Source organism: Leptospira interrogans (assembly GCF_900156205.1).
Taxonomy (GTDB): Bacteria; Spirochaetota; Leptospiria; order Leptospirales; family Leptospiraceae; genus Leptospira; species Leptospira interrogans.
The window spans coordinates 47,501-66,653 of the sequence record NZ_FTNA01000014.1 but is presented as its reverse complement, the minus strand read 5'-3'; the positions used below and the strand labels follow the sequence as shown (position 1 = coordinate 66,653).

Annotated in this window: 17 protein-coding genes (1 of these 17 only partly in view); 9 read left to right on the top strand and 8 right to left on the bottom strand. The window is 34.5% G+C overall.

What is annotated here, in order from left to right:
• Positions 1-217: 217 nt before the first annotated feature.
• Positions 218-1,261 carry an MBL fold metallo-hydrolase gene (locus BW942_RS12540; RefSeq protein WP_000680449.1) on the bottom strand — a complete coding sequence of 348 codons (1,044 nt, stop codon included), beginning with the start codon at positions 1,259-1,261 and terminating at the stop codon, positions 218-220.
• Between the two features lie 412 nt (positions 1,262-1,673).
• Positions 1,674-2,192: a DUF5063 domain-containing protein gene (locus tag BW942_RS12535; protein ID WP_002082510.1), complete on the bottom strand. Its 519-nt coding sequence runs from the start codon at positions 2,190-2,192 to the stop codon at positions 1,674-1,676.
• 640 nt (positions 2,193-2,832) lie between these two features.
• On the opposite strand from BW942_RS12535, the gene BW942_RS12530 reads away from it, so the two are divergent.
• From BW942_RS12530 to BW942_RS12505, 6 genes are all read left to right on the top strand, one after another.
• On the top strand, positions 2,833-3,153 hold the full coding sequence (locus BW942_RS12530; protein ID WP_000999362.1) for a TM2 domain-containing protein: 321 nt from the start codon (positions 2,833-2,835) through the stop codon (positions 3,151-3,153).
• A 60-nt stretch (positions 3,154-3,213) separates the two neighbouring features.
• On the top strand, positions 3,214-3,522 hold the full coding sequence (locus tag BW942_RS12525; RefSeq protein ID WP_000911426.1) for a DUF2752 domain-containing protein: 309 nt from the start codon (positions 3,214-3,216) through the stop codon (positions 3,520-3,522).
• Between the two features lie 356 nt (positions 3,523-3,878).
• Positions 3,879-4,973, top strand: coding sequence for a fatty acid desaturase family protein (locus tag BW942_RS12520; protein ID WP_000075934.1), 1,095 nt, complete (start codon positions 3,879-3,881; stop codon positions 4,971-4,973).
• 36 nt (positions 4,974-5,009) lie between these two features.
• Positions 5,010-5,936, top strand: a complete 927-nt coding sequence (pyrB, locus tag BW942_RS12515; protein ID WP_001982280.1) for an aspartate carbamoyltransferase — start codon at positions 5,010-5,012, stop codon at positions 5,934-5,936.
• Positions 5,937-5,941: 5 nt separating this feature from the next.
• Positions 5,942-6,307 carry a DUF2203 domain-containing protein gene (locus BW942_RS12510; protein WP_000440098.1) on the top strand — a complete coding sequence of 122 codons (366 nt, stop codon included), beginning with the start codon at positions 5,942-5,944 and terminating at the stop codon, positions 6,305-6,307.
• Entirely contained in the window at positions 6,291-7,517 is a 1,227-nt protein-coding gene (locus BW942_RS12505; RefSeq protein ID WP_001284168.1) for an LL-diaminopimelate aminotransferase, read from the top strand. The genes BW942_RS12510 and BW942_RS12505 overlap by 17 nt, the downstream gene beginning before the upstream one ends.
• A 1,793-nt stretch (positions 7,518-9,310) precedes the next feature.
• Here BW942_RS12505 and BW942_RS22230 read toward each other — a convergent pair.
• Positions 9,311-9,448 (bottom strand): hypothetical protein, encoded by a 138-nt coding sequence (locus BW942_RS22230; RefSeq protein ID WP_016689569.1) that lies wholly within the window; start codon positions 9,446-9,448, stop codon positions 9,311-9,313.
• 551 nt (positions 9,449-9,999) lie between these two features.
• Between BW942_RS22230 and BW942_RS12485 the strand changes: the two genes are divergently transcribed.
• From BW942_RS12485 to BW942_RS12465, 3 genes are all read left to right on the top strand, one after another.
• Positions 10,000-11,145 carry an acyltransferase family protein gene (locus BW942_RS12485; protein WP_000428415.1) on the top strand — a complete coding sequence of 382 codons (1,146 nt, stop codon included), beginning with the start codon at positions 10,000-10,002 and terminating at the stop codon, positions 11,143-11,145.
• A 1,354-nt stretch (positions 11,146-12,499) separates the two neighbouring features.
• Entirely contained in the window at positions 12,500-12,745 is a 246-nt protein-coding gene (locus tag BW942_RS12475; RefSeq protein ID WP_000575926.1) for a hypothetical protein, read from the top strand.
• Between the two features lie 444 nt (positions 12,746-13,189).
• Positions 13,190-15,097 (top strand): DUF1561 domain-containing protein, encoded by a 1,908-nt coding sequence (locus BW942_RS12465; protein ID WP_001216424.1) that lies wholly within the window; start codon positions 13,190-13,192, stop codon positions 15,095-15,097.
• Positions 15,098-16,383: 1,286 nt separating this feature from the next.
• Here the strand turns inward: BW942_RS12465 and rplQ are convergent.
• The 5 genes in view from rplQ to rpsM are tightly spaced (at most 22 nt apart) and all read right to left on the bottom strand, a layout consistent with a single transcriptional unit that may run on beyond the window.
• Complete coding sequence (gene rplQ / locus BW942_RS12455; protein WP_001042619.1) at positions 16,384-16,899, bottom strand: 50S ribosomal protein L17; 516 nt, start codon at positions 16,897-16,899, stop codon at positions 16,384-16,386.
• A 1-nt stretch (position 16,900) separates the two neighbouring features.
• Positions 16,901-17,878 carry a DNA-directed RNA polymerase subunit alpha gene (locus tag BW942_RS12450; RefSeq protein WP_000054108.1) on the bottom strand — a complete coding sequence of 326 codons (978 nt, stop codon included), beginning with the start codon at positions 17,876-17,878 and terminating at the stop codon, positions 16,901-16,903.
• Positions 17,879-17,900: 22 nt separating this feature from the next.
• Complete coding sequence (gene rpsD, locus BW942_RS12445) at positions 17,901-18,524, bottom strand: 30S ribosomal protein S4 (RefSeq protein ID WP_000135260.1); 624 nt, start codon at positions 18,522-18,524, stop codon at positions 17,901-17,903.
• A gap of 11 nt (positions 18,525-18,535) precedes the next feature.
• Positions 18,536-18,946 carry a 30S ribosomal protein S11 gene (gene rpsK, locus BW942_RS12440; protein ID WP_000752686.1) on the bottom strand — a complete coding sequence of 137 codons (411 nt, stop codon included), beginning with the start codon at positions 18,944-18,946 and terminating at the stop codon, positions 18,536-18,538.
• Between the two features lie 2 nt (positions 18,947-18,948).
• Positions 18,949-19,153: the 3' portion of a 30S ribosomal protein S13 gene (gene rpsM, locus BW942_RS12435; RefSeq protein WP_000090769.1), read on the bottom strand. The gene runs 173 nt beyond the window's last position; only the last 205 of its 378 coding nucleotides appear in the window; its start codon lies beyond the right edge, outside the window; the stop codon is at positions 18,949-18,951.

Genomic DNA, 19,153 nt, shown 5'->3' with positions numbered 1-19,153 from the left:
AACGAATTCTGATTTATCGTAGTGACACGAAAAAGAATAAAAAGTAAATTTTCGTAAAAATACTATACGTCACGAACTTGTTTCAAAAATTAGAATGTGAGATCTACTTCAAAAAACAACAATCCTGAGTTAGACACAATTTCTGACATCTTTTATAAAATTAATCGTTTGTTTTTAATATTATTTTTCATACGCCGAGTAGTAAAACCGGAATCGTTCACAAATCTACAATTTCACCCATCGTCCAAACTCGTAGAGCCGGTAACTTATCTTTTTTCTCAGAATGTAATTTTTTAAGATAAAGTGGAGCCTCCGAAGGAAGGTCGTCTCCAAGCGCGAATGTCCCCCAATGAACCGGAAGGATCAAAGAAGAATGAAGAATAGAACTTGCCTCTAATGCTTCCTTGGGTCCTATATGAGCAGGTTCCATAAACCATCTAGGTTTAAACGCTCCTATGGGAAGTATGGTCGCTGAAAATCCCTGGGCAAAACGTTTCCCAATTTCCGAAAAGTGTTTTGAAAATCCAGTATCACCACCAAAGTATATTCTAATATTCTCAAATTCGAATGCGTAACTTCCCCAATGATATTGATTCATATCGGTAAGTCCCATTCTGCTCCAATGTTTTGCGGGAAGAAAGTGAATTTTGGTTCCCGCATATTCTGTAATCGTCCACCACTCTTGTATTACCGCATTTTCAAGTCCTTCGTCCCTTGCAAATTCACCCATTCCAGAAGGAAGATGAACTGTAACTTCCGGAAATAACTTTTGTATCTTTTGAATCGAATCTATATCCAAATGATCTCTGTGCGCGTGGCTAATCACTACAATGTCCACTCCGGGAAGATTTTCTGGTTCGATCGGAAGTTTAGTAAGTCGCTTAACAAAAGGAGGAACTCCAGTAAATATCGGATCTGTAAGAATGTGCATTCTTTTACCGTGAAAATGAGAAGCGATCCATACCGTTGCATGTCCAAGCCAGACAATTCTCACTTTACCCTCGGGAGCAAGTAAATCCTCTTTTTTTATAGGGATTACATCCGGAATTTTTTCCAGATCTCCCTCTACTGTAGGCGGATCCTTAGGTCCTAAAATTTTCCAACGTAAGACCGAAAAAAAATTTTTATTCAGTCTTACATCTTCTTCAATATTGTGATACTTTCCATCCTGAAAATGAGAAGAACGAATTCTCTCTGGATCGATTGGAAAACAGGTTTCAAAAAGAAATAATAAAATAATAAAAAGGAAAATATGTTTCATAAAGTAAATCCAGAATGACTTTCAATTTATATCGATTTGTTATTTTGAATAATCAAAGTGTAATTGTTTTTAGGTGAATCCAGCTTTGTATCGAATCGCGTTTGAACCCAATGTTCTGATCAACAAATTGATCGATCACTTAAGAATGTCCTTTTTCTAGTCATCCAATTTTTGATCCGAAACACTACTCATATTTCACTAAGTTCACCGCGATCTATAAAAATGCTCTGCTAAATTCAACTTTATTCGCTTTCTCATTGAATCATTCATTTCAAACTTTAAAAAAATGTAGTTTGAAATAAATCATAAAGTAAAATCTTGAACTTGCTATAAATCGTTCAACTCTAATTTTCTCAAAGAAAACCTTTTATAAGATTTAGAAAAAACGAAGATAGTATAAAAATCTACACGATCAAACATATTGATCAAAAAGAAGAAAATGAATATGTTGCAAAGCATTTGTAAGATGTTCACCCCAATGGGTTTCGAAACCAAATTTCCAACTCCATAAAGAATGTTCTACATAAGAGAGTTCTCTCCTATCAAAACAATCTAAAGCACTTTTCAGGTCAGAATAAAGTTCACCTAAATCATCAGATAAGGCACCTATTGCTAACTCAGGTTGAGTCAAATCTAAAGGCGCCAAAGATATATTATAAAAATTGTAACTACCGAGTAAAGATGATAAGGACTTTTCATATTCGCCAGATTTAGAAATGACTTTGGTAAATTTGTACTGCAGTGAAATTTTTGGAAGATCGAACGCACACGTATAGAGATGAGCAATTGACGCCGCAACCTGACGCAAAAAAATACACAATTCTTTTTGATTATCAATCGATTCAATCATTTTACAATACTGCCTGACTGCTTCAACGAAACTTTTAATTTCAGGAAGATGACTGGTTGATGAATCCACAATAATGCTCATAAAATATAATCGAATTTAATAATATATATTATAATGAATCTTAGTATAGTTATAAATAAATTGACAAGATAAAAATATTAAATTTAACTCAATATTTGATTATTTTATAAAGTTTACATTAGAGTTATTGAAAGATTAATCCTCCATCTTGTTTTTATTTCATGAAATGGTCGATTGAAGTAAAGCAGTTTCGTTAGTTGCCGTCATGGAATCTTTCAAAAACTCTATTACTAAAAATTTTATTTAGTAAATCTTTTGCATTTTAATTACTCCAAATGATATTATATTCAATAGAATTTATCACAAAATTATATTTTTAGATTTACTCAAAAAGAACCTCATACATACTTTACTTTCAAAATGCCAAATTTAGAAATCAAAAAATAAAAGCTTTATTGATCATTTTGACTGGCTCAAAATTAGAATCAATTTTGGATTCGTCGGGTTGATTCAAAATAGCAAAATAATTGCATTTTACAAAAATGATTTTGAATACAGAAACGCATTATTATAATAAGATATTTGAATCTGCCTTATAAAAATTACGAGGAATGTAGATCATCAAATCCTATCAGTTTTATTTTCACATCAAAGAATAGATTGAATCGGTTTATAATTTTAATACAAAAGGAGAGATAACTTGAACGATAACATTTCCAAAGGTATGGATGAGGTTTTTTGTAGTTCCTGCGGTTCGATTATAAAAAAGGCCGCCGAAATTTGTCCTAAATGTGGAGTCCGTCAAAAAGGAAGCGCATCTGACAATTGGTTAATTACATTTCTATTATGTTTATTTTTAGGAGTATTAGGTGTACATAGGTTTTATACAGGTAAAATTGGCACCGGAATTCTTATGTTAATCACGGGCGGCGGTTGTGGAATTTGGGCCCTAATCGATTTGATTATGATTTTACTTGGAAATTATAAAGACTCCCAAGGGAATCCAATTACAAGAAACTAATAGAATCAGTTCACCTTATGTTGTTATCAAATTCTTAATTAAACGGTATAAGGTGATCTCATGCTAAAATTCCAAAAAAAGATTAAATTCGCATTCGTTTCTTTTGGAGCTTTTATATTTTATAATATTCCTATCGAATATATGACCGGTCGTTATACCGTTTGTCTTTTTAAACTTATATTAGAACGGGAATGTATTGGCTGCGGAACCGTCCGAGGTTTTTGGTGTATTCTACATTTACAATTTGAGGAAGCGTTTCGGTTTAATCAGACGATCTTTATTACATTTCCTTTATTTATTTTCTGTATTTTATATTGGACATTTAATATGGATTTTCGTAAATTCAAAAGAAATCTTTTGGGGATTTAAAATAAGTTATTCAATTAATATATCCATAATATTCAAAATTCAAGTTATACAGAGAAACAAAAGAAATTCATTTTTAGCAATTCTGTCCTAAAGTGAGTTCAATACAAAAAGAATTGATGCAAGGAACTCAGCAAAACGTTCTTTCAAACTAAAACGTCTCGCTTTTATAACAAATTGAATTCAGGAAAAGATTTGTTTTTAAACAAACCTCAATTTGTTGATCGGAGCAGAGAACCCGGACTCGTGGCAGTCGGATTCATCCAGATTTTCAACGGCTAAATTCCGATTCAATTAAAATTCAAGGTATCTAAAAAACTCATTTCTTAATAAAGTGGAAAAATCTATTTTGAAATCTGATGTCCCAAGCACCACGTAGAAATCTTCCGGAAAAAACAAACCGAACGATTGCGACTTTACTATGTGTATTTTTTATTTCCATATACTTTTGGAATCTAATTTCTATTAGATCCTTTAATATATTCTATACTTTGGATATACTTGACTCGGTGTCGAATCGGATTCAAACTTTTTCTTTCTTAGAACTTTTAAGTCATAGATTCGAAAATCGTTTTCAATACGATATTCCAAAATGGATTTATGTTTTGAACATTTTCAAATTTATAGAATCGTTCTTCATTCCAGTGTTTTTATTTCTTTTTTCTACGATTTTTTCTTACACTCTGTGGGCCTTAATTCACGAATGTGTTCACGGAAATTTTTCAAATTCTAGAAACGAAAACCGTTTTTGGGGAAGATTCCTTTGTATTCTTTTTGGGACTCCATTTCAAGTTGTTAAAACGGCTCATTTGGTTCATCATAAATTTAATCGTTCCCAAGGAGAGCGAATCGAATATATAGAAAAAAACGCTGGTCCGATTTTATTTCAAAAACTTCTATATTACGTCAGACTTTTTATGGGAACGTATTTCTTAGAAGTATTAGGAGGTTTTCTTTTAAGTTTACCTCTTTCTTTTACCTCGCCAATTACCGAAAAATATTTTTCTAAGTTTCCAGTATATAAGACTTTCTTTAAACAAATTCAAAAGCCTGAAATTGTTCAGGAATTAAGAATCGATTCTATACTGATTCTTATTTTATTTGGATGTGCTTTTTATCTTTGTGGTCCAAACACAGTTTTTTTAATTTCAGTCTTAATTCTTAGAGGATGGATCGTTTCTTTTTTAGATCATTCTTATCATTATGGAAAAGAATTAGAAGATGTAAATTCAGCTTACAATTTATATTTGCCAAAATTTTTCTCTTACCTATTTCTCAACTTCAACTATCACAGAGTACATCATCGTTTTCCGGGTTGTTCTTGGAACCGACTTCCAATTCAATTTAAAAATTCCAACGATAGTATGGATCTTTCTTTATGGATACAATCCATTCGACAACTTTCAGGACTTTTAATCCTTCCAGAAAAATCGGATCCTCATAAATCAATTTGATTGTCAAAAGGGAGTTTTTTTACATTCTGTCGTTTAATGTACTATAATCATAAAAATGTATTAGATACGGAACAGTTCTCAAAACCAGATCTTGATTTTCTCATTGGGAAAATTAGAGTCATGGAACGTCTTGTAGAACAGAACAAGGCATTTGGAATTCTTACCGGCAAACTTTTAGCATCTCTTTTTTTTGAAGCCTCTACAAGAACCAGACTTTCTTTCGAAGCGGCTATGGAACGTTTAGGAGGAAGAGTAATCTCCACGGTGGGATTTCAATTTTCTTCCATTTCCAAAGGAGAAACGTTATACGACACTATGAAGATGGTGGAAGCTTACGCAGATATTGCTGTCATTAGACATCCTGTAGAAGGTTCTTCCAGAATCGCAGCAGGAGCGGTAAAAATCCCAGTCATCAACGCTGGAGACGGAGCGGGACAACATCCCACTCAAGCAATTTTAGATCTTTACACGATCATTTCCGAAAAAGGAACGTTAGACGGTTTGAAGGTTGCGTTTATAGGTGACTTAAAATACGGAAGAACGATCCATTCTCTTATCAATTTACTCAGACACTATAAGGTTCGTTTATTTCTGATTTCTCCTCCTGAACTCGCTTTACCAGAATCTTATAAAAAAGCTTTACAAGGTTATTCTCTTACTCTGGAAGAAACGACAGACATCAAAGCAGTTTGGGATTGTGACGTAGCTTATGTGACTAGAATTCAAGAAGAAAGATTTCCAGATCATAAAGAATACGAAAGACTTAAGGATCTTTTTAAGATTAACAAAGAATTAATTCTTGCTTCCAAAAAAGAAACTACAGTTCTCCATCCTCTTCCTAGGGTGAACGAACTTTCCACGGACGTAGATGATCTACCGAACGCGGCTTATTTTAGACAAGCAAGATACGGTGTTGTAAGTCGTATGACTCTTCTTTGTCTTTCTTTAGGACAGGATTTCTAATTTTCTTGGAACGGAAACTCTGGACATATCAAGAAGCTCGTAAAATCCTACCTATAGTTAAAGAAATTACGGAAAAATATTATTCTTATGTATCGGAATTAGCCGTTCAACTTCGGGATAAAATTCTTCCCGAAAACGAAATGGAAAACAAAGAAGAAGAAATTCGAAAGTTGATCTTAGAATGGTCTTCTAAAATCCAAGAATTTGGAATCGAAGTCAAGGGTCTTTGGCTGATCGACTTCGACAATGGAAACGGATATTATTGTTGGCACTTAGGAGAGGAAGACCTTCTTTACGAACACGGCTACGAAGAAGGTTTTGCCGGAAGAAAACAAATCGACAAGGATCAAAAAGATGGCGAACATCAATGAAAATTATTTAAAACTAAAAGCGGGATATTTATTTCCAGAAATTTCGAAACGAGTCAAGATTTACTCCGAAAAAAATCCTTCGGCAAAAATCATTCGACTGGGTATCGGAGATGTGACTCTTCCGATCGTTCCTTCGGTTGTGGATGCAATGGTAGAGGCTTCTAAAGAGATGGGAACCGTTGGGGGTTTTCACGGTTATGGTCCCGAACAAGGATATTCATTTTTGCTAAAGTCGATTGCGGATCATGACTACGGTTCACTTGGAATCAAAATAGACGAAAGCGAAATATTTGTCTCAGACGGATCTAAATGCGATTGTGGTAATATTCAAGAAATCTTTTCTACGGATTCTAAAATCGCGGTCGCAGATCCGGTTTATCCAGTTTACGTAGATACAAACGTAATGGCGGGTAGAACCGGCGAAATCGGTCCTGACGGCAGATACTCCAATTTGATCTATATGCCCGCCACGAAAGAAAACGGTTTTCAACCGGAAATTCCGAAAGAAAAAGCGGACATCGTTTATCTTTGTTATCCGAACAATCCTACCGGAACCGTAACCACAAAAGAATCCTTAAAAGCTTGGGTAGAATATGCTAAAAAAAATAACTCTATCATTCTTTATGATTCCGCTTACGAAGCTTTTATCAGCGAACCTGGAGTTCCTCGTTCTATCTATGAAGTAGAAGGCGCGAAGGAAGTAGCGATCGAATTCCGTTCTTTTTCAAAAACTGCGGGTTTTACAGGTTTAAGATGTGCTTATATAGTTATCCCTAAAGAACTCAAAGGAAGAACACGTTCCGGCGAAGAAGTCAGTCTCAATTCTCTTTGGAATAGAAGACATACCACTAAGTTCAACGGAGTTTCTTATGTGACTCAAAAAGGTGCAGAAGCTTGTTATTCCCCTCAAGGAAAAAAAGAAATCCAAACTTCCATCGCTTATTATATGGCAAACGCTTCTAAAATTCGAGATGGTTTAAAAAAAGCTGGTTATGAAGTTTTCGGCGGGGTTAACGCTCCTTACATCTGGTTAAAAACTTCGGATAATCTTTCTTCTTGGGATTTTTTTGATAAACTTTTAAATAAAGCTCAAGTGGTCGGAACTCCGGGCTCCGGTTTTGGTCCAGCGGGCGAAGGTTATTTCCGTCTCAGTGCTTTTGGTAAAAAAGAAGACGTAGAAGAAGCAATCGCAAGGATTACATCTCTTTAAAAGTAGGAGTTCCCACATTTTAGAAACAATTTTACAGTAAAGTTTTGTCGTGCAGTAGTTCCCACAAATTAAGTCGCATTTGGCAATTTACGAACTTTCAAACAGTTCTAATGTCGTTAAATTTTCGTAGTAGTTCCCACATCTGCAGAAAAGTCTTAGTTTCAAAATCAAACTCCATTTTCGGAATTTGTGGGAACTACTCCATTGTTCTAAATGATTTTAGGATTGAAGAGCCTTACTAAGATTCTTATGTCGGGAACTTACAAAAAGTTCTCAAACTTTATGACATCGCATAAATATTGAGAACTTCGTCATTTTATTAGAAGTTTCTAAAATAGAATGATTGATACTTTTTTTCTAAGGTTTGACACAAACCATTAATTATAATTACATAATAGAGTATCTAAAGTCCTTTCTTCAAAACGAAACATCCTTTCAAAAGTTATGATACTCTAATATACAGATATGAGTAGTAGTTCCTATGTTATATAGTGACTGACTGATAGGAACAATGATTTCTAAACTTTATGGGAGTTCCCGCAGTTTAGGAAATTAGAATATTTTGTATTAGTGTAGGAACTACCATAGGTTTTGTATTTTTCTAAGAACGTGTCCCAAAACCTCAAAGAATTTGCGCGATAATTCTTTAGAAATTTTTAATAAAATACAGTAGTTCCTACAAAAACCGTCACATTTGATAATTTGTGAACTTTCAAGTAATTCTAATATTGTTAAATTTTTGTGAGAGTTCCCACATTGGACGGTTTTGGGACATGTTCTAAATATAAGAATTACCTGTTTCTATTGAATATGAGTTCGATGTAAGAGAAATTAGGAAAAAATTTTTCTAAAAATAACATTCCTAAAATTTTAGAATTTGTTACTGATCTCTATAAAATTGAGTACCGTTAATTTTATCACAAAACACTGATTCCATACAAAATATTAAGTACTTTATTATATAGTTATGAGTAGTAGAATCGTGATTTGTAGCGTCCCTATACTTCCAGAATTTATCGAGAGTGACGGAGTATTTTCTTATGAAAGTAAAAACCCCGTTTACTAACCGGATGCATGAAAATAGTACCAAAAACCAACCCCACAAGTTGAATAGGATTTTAGAATCGAAAGCTCAAAAAGGCACATTTTTCAAGTGTTCCGACAAGAATGAGTCTTTTTACTTGCAAAAAGTATGTTTTTCTGATAGAGAAAAATTTTCCGAACCACCCAAAAATAGGGAAAACTCAGCACAACACTCTCTATGAATCGCGTTGTGGGGTGGGAACTAAGTTTTACAGAGGATTTGTCGTAATTCCGACAGATTTATATTGAGATCAAATACTTGTGGGGTTGGTTATGACTCTCCATGGCCGTTCGACGGATCGCGTTCTACAATAGAGTTGCCGAAAAATTCCATAGCAGCAGCGGCGACTAACAAAACTGCTTCAATCGACCATTTCATGAAACAAAAACAAGATGGAGAATTAATTATTCAACAACTCTAATAAATTGAAATTAAAAACAGTACATTGCATAACGTTTCCCGCATTTAATTTATTAACCAGAGCTAAAAGCCCGATCCACGCTGCCAGATTTAGTAAGATTCTCTTACACCAAACTCATGTTAAATTAAGAAACAATCAACGATCAGCACAACTGAGTGCAATGAGAAAATTACTATATAGACTTACGATAAGCTAAAATTGGCATAAGAAAAACAAAATAGAATATCTACAAACCCAAATGCAATCAAAAAGAAAAATTGAGTTCCCAGTTTAGAGCTGTCCCAAAACCTAAACACCGACCCATAGGGAGGTGTTTGCTGAGTTTCCACCGACCTGCAGAGCAACCATAGAAGATACATTGAGTTCAGGGAGGTGTTTGCTGAGTTCCCAGCTTAGAGCTGTCCCAAAACCTAAACACCGACCCATAGGGAGGTGTTTGCTGAGTTTCCACCGACCTACAGAGCAACCATAGAAGATACATTGAGTTTAGGGAGGTGTTTGCTGAGTTTCCAGCGACCTGCAGAGCGACCATAGAAGATACATTGAGTTTAGGGAGGTGTTTGCTGAGTTTCCACCGACCTGCAGAGCGACCATAGAAGATACATTGAGTTCAGGGAGTGAAATTGAGTTTCACAAAAATGTGAGAGCTACTATGAAAATTTAACGACATTAGAATCGCTTAAAAGTTCACAAATTGTGAAATACAACCTAATTTGAAGGAACTATTACATTTGATTAAAAATTACTAAAGAATGATTGTGTAAAATTTTTTGAGGTTTTAGGACAAGCTCTTAGTTTAGATTCGATATCAAAATAAGCAATTTACTCACAAAATTTCTTAAAAAGTTGGCATACAACTTGATTGTATGGTCACACGAGAAGCTGCTTGAACAACTCTAAGAAATAAAAATACTGGATTAATGTTTCGATCCACATAACTTCATAATTCGGAAAATAAAAAATTCAAAGGTTATCATTTGGAAAATAAATTAAATCAAAATCGAATTTTATCCTTGGACTTATTCCGAGGAATGACCGTAGCCGGAATGATACTAGTAAACAATCCCGGTTCTTGGTCTTTTATCTATTCTCCATTGAAACACGCAAGATGGAACGGCTGCACACCGACGGACTTAGTTTTTCCTTTTTTTCTATTTGCGGTGGGAATATCCATTCATTTTTCAGTATATTCAAAAAACAAAATTTATTTAAGTAAAACTTGGCTCGGAATTTGTATACGAAGTATCACACTGATTTTAATTGGTCTATTTTTGAATTTTTTTGGCGAATGGTCTTTCTCAGAACTTAGGATTCCAGGAGTACTCCAAAGGATCGGATTTGTTTATTGGGTAGTCGCTTCTTTATATCTTATACTTCCCAAAAGAGCAATATTAATTTCCTGGATTCCGATTCTAATTGTTCATACTTGGATCTTGATTCAGCTCCCGCCACCCGGAGAATCGATCGTCTACTTAGAACCAGGAAAAGACATTGGAGCTTGGATCGATCGAAACGTTTTCGGAGAAAATCATCTATGGAAATTTTCTAAAACCTGGGACCCGGAAGGGTTTTTCAGTGGAATTTCATCAATAACAACTTCTTTATTAGGCGTTTTTTGCGGGTCTATACTTTCTTCAAAAACAAATGAAACTAAAAAACAAATTTTAAGCATTTTCGGATTTGGAACCTTATTTGTGTTAGTTGGTCTGTTATGGAACCAAAATCTTCCAATGAACAAAAGTCTCTGGACCGGAAGTTATGTAATTTATACTGCAGGTCTAGCATTTTTATCGATAGGCTTTTTTGAATTTTTAAATCTTTTACTGCAGACAAAAAAATGGAATCGATTGAGATTAGAAACTATTTTCCAACCCTTTCTTGTATTTGGTAAAAACGCAATTTTAGTCTTTGTAGGTTCCGGGCTTCTTGCAAGAATACTTAATCTTTGGACTATTGCCTCAGGAAACGGAAAATCGATTAGCATCAAAACTTTATTTTATTCTAAACTTATTTTTATAGGAAACTCGCATTTAGAATCACTTATATACGCAATTATTAATTTATTTTTCTGGTGGATAATTTTAAGTATCTTAGATAAGAAAAAAATTTATATTAAGGTTTAAAATTGAACAATCTCGTTTTTATAAAAAAATTATATCTTAGATTGAATATTAAAACGGAATAGAGTTGTTGAAAAATCAATTCTCTATCTGCTTTCATTGTATCGAATGAGCGTTTGAAGTAATTTTGCAAATCTCCACTATGGAATTTTGAACAACTCTAACGATTAAAATATAGAATACAACTACGATAAAACGCCGTTAACTTTGAGCCACCTTGAAACTTAAAGATTATGAAGATTTGATCATGAAAGAACTATCGAAAAGCTCACAAACATCCAGATATGGCAGCTTCCATGAGAACCGCTACAATGTATTATAAATTTCTAAAATAGAATCATACCCCTTGAAATATTGGGTCAACTCTTTATATCTAAAAGAATTAGATTTTTACAAAAATTAAAACTCTGATTTAGCATGAATCTGGTAGAACGCAAAATGAATCAATGCAAGGAAAACTCAACAGAACGCCCTTTCAAATTTAGCGTCTCACTTTCATAATAAATTGAAATTAAAGAGAATTGTTGTATAATACTTCCTGTATACAATTTATTAACTAGAGTCGAGAGCCTAGCTTGCCTATGGTGGCCGAATTCACCCAGATTTTCTTACGTCGAACTTACGTTAAATTGAAACTACTTATTTCTATGAAAGTAAGCACATAACAGCCTGCTTTTAAAGCTACTCGTATTTGATTTCAATTTTCCTAAATTAGATTTTATTTTTTAATCATTTTTGTAGAAATGATTAATCTTCATAAAATAGAATCCCAGATACTCTAATTCTATAGCTTCGAATAAAAATTAACAAGCCAATTTTCTTACTTTAAAAATGATTAATTAAAAACAGAGTAAGTATATTATATTTTTTGAAATTAACTTTCTCTTGTTTTTCATAAAAACGAATGAGCAAATAATCGTTTCATTAACAATATCTACAAGTTGAGTACCGCAAACTTTTATCCAAAAATGTGTTTCAGATAAAAAGCTGGCGTTCTGTTATATAATTCTGAGCAACAATTGGAAACTGCTATAAAATCTCAAAAAATGATTATCCAATCAAATTTTTACAAAAAATCTTCATTTGCAACCCTCACAAAAATTAAAGATCGATTTCATAGAAGCCCTTTTAGCGATCTCTATAAAATTGAGTACCGTTAATTTTATCACAAAACACTGATTCCATGCAAAATATTAGGTACTTTATTATATAGTTATGAGTATTATAAGCCCAAGTAACCAAAACTATATATATGAACTTTGCGATCTTGAAAAAATTATAGATTACATATAATTCATATATACACATAAAATAAATAGATTATAATTTCATTTCATTAGAATATTTCAAATAACCAATGATATTTTTTTATTCAGAAACAATAAAGGCGAAAATGATGAATAAATTTTTGATAATTTTTATCAATTCCTTTTTATTAAAAATTTTAGACAGTTTATATACATTATGCAAGAACATAGTCGTAATGTTTAATAAAGAAAAGTTTAGAAATGTTACTTCTTGGCTTGAACTTGTAGAACAAATTGGATTTTTGTATATACCGCAGTATTTGTTTCTTTGTGTAAAAACAAAAAATATAATTTAAAGCAGGTATTTTCAACGCGGATTGAAAACAAAATATCAACTCTTACAATTTTTAAAATTCTTATTTTTCAGACTTTTAAACTTTAAAAAATGAAACTTTCACTAAGAAGCCTCATGATAAAAGGCCCATTTAAAAATTGAATAAGAAATACAATTTGCATTATATAACTTCATCATAAAAAATGAATGTTTAAATAGAAATTAATTTAATAATATTAAAAACGTTTTGCTTAAAAAATTTTAATACAGTTCGAAACTCAGGGCAAAGATCGAAAACAAGATGTAATTGATTCAGTATTTCTCTCATTCGCTTATTTGATTGCGTCTTACCCATAACATATAATAGAGAGTCTAGTATTTTGCGGCCAAACAAGACTTTGCAATAAAAATTCATGATACTCAATTTTATTAAGATCAGTAATTTTTCAGAAAAGTGGAGGCAAACATGAGACATTCGATAGTTTTCATAGTAGTTTTATTGGTCTTAGTAACAACTAGCTTTGAATACAGTATAAATAATATACATATCCACGCTTCATCGAATACGAGTAATTCAATCATTCAAAAACCTACCGATCAGCCAAAAGATAAACCAATTAAGATCGTGATTCATGATGGAGGAAAGTTTTGTTACGGCCCTGTCTTTAGCGGCGGTGAAAGTTATATTATAATTGAACAGTGTTGGCAAATGCACGTTATGAATGCAAGATACGACGTGTTTCAAAGAATTTCGTATAACATCAATAATACGTGGTTATGTATCACTGCTCCAGAAACAGTCGTTTATGCAAAGGAAAACTGGGACTACGTTCACCTTAGACCTTGTACGATCAATGATCCTTTACAGAGATGGGTCATAAAAGATAATTCCTTTTGGACTGCAAATGAACGTTATCAATTAAAAGATACAAATTGGTATGTTTATATCTCTAAAAATTCTGGTGATAGATACAACCATACCTTAGATTCTTCCATGAACGATTGGTTGAATACAATAGCTACTCCTGGAAATATCAGTATTCAAACTTCTATCGCTTGGGATTTGCAAACTACTGAGGGACAGGAACGTTATTTTATTCGCAGGAGAGGTTCGAATAAAAATACAACTCCTCTCTACTACAATCCTGAAAGTGGACATCTTGCTCAGTATGATCCAGTAAGTGGTTCTCTTTATTGTATGTATTCTCAAGTAGATGATAATCAATGGAATTGGGTGACGTGGACACTGTGTAGTGACATACCTATCAGTAAAGATAATCCTGCTTTTTGGAATGTCTTTTTTGAAGCTGATCAAGGAGGAATCATCACAGATTATAAAGGCAACCTACTCAGAGTAACCAGATATGGAAGCAATTGGGGAGTTGCTTATGCAGCTAAGCCTGATTTTGTCAAAACGGATACTAAGAATAGTCCCACTTCTTTGTTCGTAGTTGATAAAAGCTTACTGGATTGGACACGTTATACGTATTCTAATCTTGGAAAGACAGATCAGTATTGCCCAGCTGGTAATAAAGAAAATATTCTACATAAAAGAGCCAAAAGAACCTTACCACCTGGCTTTCAACTAACTGAGGATTGGGTTCGGAGACTTTATGCGATAGCGACTTCAACTATACCTGAAGCTCAAAGCAGTGGAATATGCGCCACTTGTTTACTTCATAGTTTTCAAATGTTAGCAGAGCTACAAGAGTATCATTCTCAAAGACCTCTTCAAAGTGGAGGTTACTTCTTCAATACAGCTCCTAATACAGATCCTTTTATATCGTTTAGGCAACGTTATCCGCTATTGGACATGTTACTATCAGATGTACCTACAGTGTATAGCTCCGCTGGTAGAACAACCAGACAATTAGGCTTAGTATCTGCAAGAACTGTACTTCCTCAATACAATTGGATTGCCTCTTCTGAATTCATTACTCGATCTGAAATACGATCTCATATTACCTCACTTATAGCTTCTCCCTCTGGAAGTATTTGGTTAGCGATATTAAGACTTCGTCGTACGGATGGAGTTAGTGGTTGGCATGCAGTTCCAATTCTTAGAACCTCTCAGGGGTTAGTAGTAATTCGAACAAGGGCCTCTTTGACGTCGCTTGACAATTACAGACAATCTTTAACTCCTACCATGGATCCTGATTTGGTAATCGACAATTACCTGGAAAGACCAGACCTGTCTCTAGAAAGACTTACAACGATACAGCTAGGAGAAGTTTATCATAATACTTTTGACTTCATCATCTCCAACAGAAATTGTACGGGAGAAGGAGACGACAGAAGAGGTACTGGAGAATACCCAACGAGTGCGTCCGTAAATCAATGTTCGAGTAGAAGAAATAGGTGTGCATTGCAGTAAAGCAATTCAAGAGAAAAGAAAAAATCTATTGATACCAAGTAACCATCGACTAACTCAACTCAATAAACAGATTTAGAAATTACAGAAAATAAATTGAATAAAAATCAATCCTAAATTTCAAAAAAACCGTGATCCGATCCAACACCGATTCAATATAACCAATGCAAAAGCGATTAATAGAGTTGTTGAAAAATTCCATAGCGATAGTTAACAAAACTGCTTCAATCGATTATTTCATAAAACAAAAACAAGATGGAGAATTAATTTTTCAACAATTCTAATATGTAGGAGTTCATACCTTAAAAAATTCTTTCTCATTTTCTTACGCCGAATTCGCGTTGAGTTTAACATGAGTTCGGCGTAAGAAATCCGTTTTCGTTCTGTCAATTTTTTCGTAAAAAAATAAATGTGGGAACTCTCATAAATCGTGAATTTACCGGTTAAACTTTGGAAATTGTGGGAAGTACTAGGAAATACAAAAAGAATCATCGTTCAATTAGATTTTTGCACAAAACCGCTGTTTTGCGGCCATCATCAAAATTTAAATCCTATTTAACGTGCGTTTGGCTGAGAAAGAATTTTCTAAAAGTATGAGTTTACATTCATTTTACAGACAAACCTAAATTTTATGGTAGTTCCCACATTTAAGGAATCAGTCTGTAAAGTTCAACTTTTTTCAGAATCATGAGCTCCTTCCTTACGCCAAACTCATGTTAGTTGAGGGAACGTTTTTCATTGAGTCAAATTTCGAAGGCATTGAAACGTTTACCGCAATCGATAGAAAGCAGTATTGAATTTCTTATTCGATAAAATCTTCTTATACCCAATTTGCATTTTTACTTAGTGTTTGTTTCAAAACCTGTCGAGCGCTTAAAATGTGACCCGAAAACTCACAGCGAATGCACTTTCTAAGGGTCGGGCTTCGGGAAACGTTTTATTGAACCCAAGAAGTGAAGCGCTGGGTTTTTCGAACGACTCATGAGATTAAGTTTCACAAAAATGTGGGACTACTACGAAAATTTAACGAGAATTAGAACTGCTCAAAAGTTCACAAATTATCAAACACAACCTAATTTGTAGGAACTACTGCATTTGATTAAAAATTTTTAAAGAATTATCGAGTAAAATTTCTTTGAGGTTCTGGAGGACAATCTCTGGGTGTTCACAACAAAACGAAGGAGTTCCTACAAATTAAAACAGTCCGTTCAATTTGAGAAGTTTATAAACTTTTGGATAGTTTCAAAAGTTGTAAGAATTCCCACATTTTTAAGTTTTGAGACAAACTTTTATTTCTTTTTAGAAGTTGTTTCTTTGCTTACGGGAGCCGAATTTGATTTTCTCGTTGCTCTTTTTTCTTCTCTCGCCTTTGTTTGAATCTCGCGTTTTTCAATTCTTTCTTTCAAAAGAGTTGATCTTTCTTTTCTGGAAGTCAGTTCTAAAATTCCGACTTCAGAATTATCGGAAATTCTATTTACGAGTTTTAAAACACGAGTATAGCCACCATTTTTTGTTTCAAAACGTTTAGCAATATCTTCGAAAAGTTTCACTACCACTTCACGATCTTTGATTCTCTTCATCACTTCACGTTTGTTGTGAAGTTGAACTTCCGGCTTCAAATCGGTAACAAGATTCTTTTTAGCTCTTGTAATCAGCTTCTCTGCATGAGAGCGAACCACCTTCAATTTTGCTTGAGTAGATTCAATTCTCTCATATTTAAAAAGGCTAGTGATCATATTATTGATCAACGCATCTCTGTGACCTTTATTCCGGTTTAAATGTTTTACTTTATTTCTTTTATTCATGTTAAAAATCCCTCATTCCGAAAGAGAGACCTAAAGTAGAAAGTTTTACTTTCAACTCTTGGAGACACTGATCGCTATAGTGTTTGGACTTAGACATTTCTTCTTCGGATCTCTTTACAAGATCACCAATAAAATCGATTTCCAAACTTCTCAGAACGTTGAGAGAACGAACGGAAAGCTCCAATTCTTCCACGTGTTTCGATAAAGAAGCTTTAAGTTTTTCATCGGCTTCATCCAATTCGTCATCTTCTTCTTCCAATTCTTCTTCGAAATTGATAAATACCGTAAGATGTTCTTTTAAGATTTTCGCAGCCTGAGCTACCGCGTCGTCCGGAGAAACAGAACCATCCGTCCAAACTTCTAAAGTCAGTTTTTCATAATCAGATCTTTGTGCTACACGGGTTTCGGAAACTTCAAAAACTACTTTCTGAACCGGAGAAAAAATAGAGTCCACAGGAATGGTTCCAAGAACTTCTATGTCTTTTTTCTTTTCTTCCGCAGGAACATACCCTCTTCCTCTTTGAATTTCCAAATCCATAACCAGATTTGCATCTTCATTGAGAGTAGCGATATGAAGATCCGGATTCATGATCTCAATGGAAGAATCCACGGCAAGATCACCCGCTCTAAAATAACCAGCACCTTTCAATTCGAGATGAATGATTTTGCTCTGATCTTTTTCTTCTGGCTCGTATTTAATGCGAACTTGTTTTAAGTTCAGAATGATTCTCGTTACGTCCTCTGCAACTCCTTCGATAAAGGAAAACTCATGGTTTACACCTTCGATCCGAATGGCAGAAATCGCAGCTCCCTCAATCGAGGACATCAAAGTCCTTCTGAGAGAGTTACCGATAGTTGTCGCAAAACCCCTTTCAAATGGCTCTGCAACGAACTTCCCATAATTGGGAGTGTTCGCTTCCGTGTTGAATTCAATCTTCTTAGGACGTTTAAATCCTTTGAGTAAGCTTTTGAGAGACAATTTGAGACCCTTCTATCAGATTTTATTTAGAGTAAAGCTCTACGATTACCTGTTCTTTCACCGGTAAATCGATATGATGACGCTCAGGCAATGCAGTCACATCCCCGCCAAAGTTAGTATAATCAGCAGATAACCAAGACGGAATTCCCTGCAAAGATTGAGATAATTTGATATTATCAGCAATGAAGGAAGAAGTTTTGAACTTCTCACGAATTTCCACCTTATCTCCTACATTGAGTCTATAGGAAGGAATATCCACTCTTTCTCCATTCACAAGAATATGTCTATGAGCAATAAAGTTTCTCGCTTGGCGACGGGTAATTGCAAAACCAAGACGATAAACTACATTATCCAATCTTCTTTCTAAAAGCTGAAGAAGAATCTCACCGGTCACACCGTGTGCATGAGACGCTTCTTCATAATATCTACGAAATTGTTTTTCTAAAAGTCCATAAGCCCTTTTGAGCTTTTGCTTTTCACGGAGCTGAGCGCCATACTCGGACACCTTCCCCTTACGTTTCGTAGGCATTCCAGGGGGCCCTTTACGATGGAATTTATCCTTATTAAAAGTATAACTCGACTTAAGGAAGAGATCGACTCCCTCCCTTCTCATGATTTTTACAACCGGTCCTCTATATCTTGCCATCTGAATCTTCCTTAGACCCTTCTTCTCTTACGTGGACGACAACCGTTATGAGGAAGCGGAGTTACGTCCTTAATCATTTTAATGTTCAATCCTCTGGCGACCAAAGAGCGAATCGCAGATTCGCGGCCAATTCCTGGTCCAGAAACCATTACATCTACTTCCTGCAACCCAGCAGAATCCATTGCTTTTTCAGCGGCGTTTCCAGCTGCAATTTGCGCCGCGTAAGGAGTAGATTTTTTAGATCCACGAAATCCCATCGCGCCCGAAGTAGACCAAGAGATAGTATTTCCCGCCATATCTGTGATCGTAACAATCGTATTGTTGAAGGAGGCGGTGATATAAACCTTCCCACGAGGAACGATTTTCTTCTCTTTCTTTTTAACTTTCTTTTCTTTCTTTACGGATTTCTTATCGTCAGCCATGATTACTTAGTCACCTTTTTCTTATTCGCAACGGTTTTCTTGCCACCTTTTCTGGTTCTGGCGTTGGTTCTGGTTCTTTGACCATTTACCGGAAGTCCTCTTCTATGTCTAAGTCCTCTGTAACAACCGATGTCCATCAGACGTTTGATGTTCAATTGAATTTCGGAGCGTAAATCTCCTTCCACTTTTGCAGTTTCTTCCAACGTT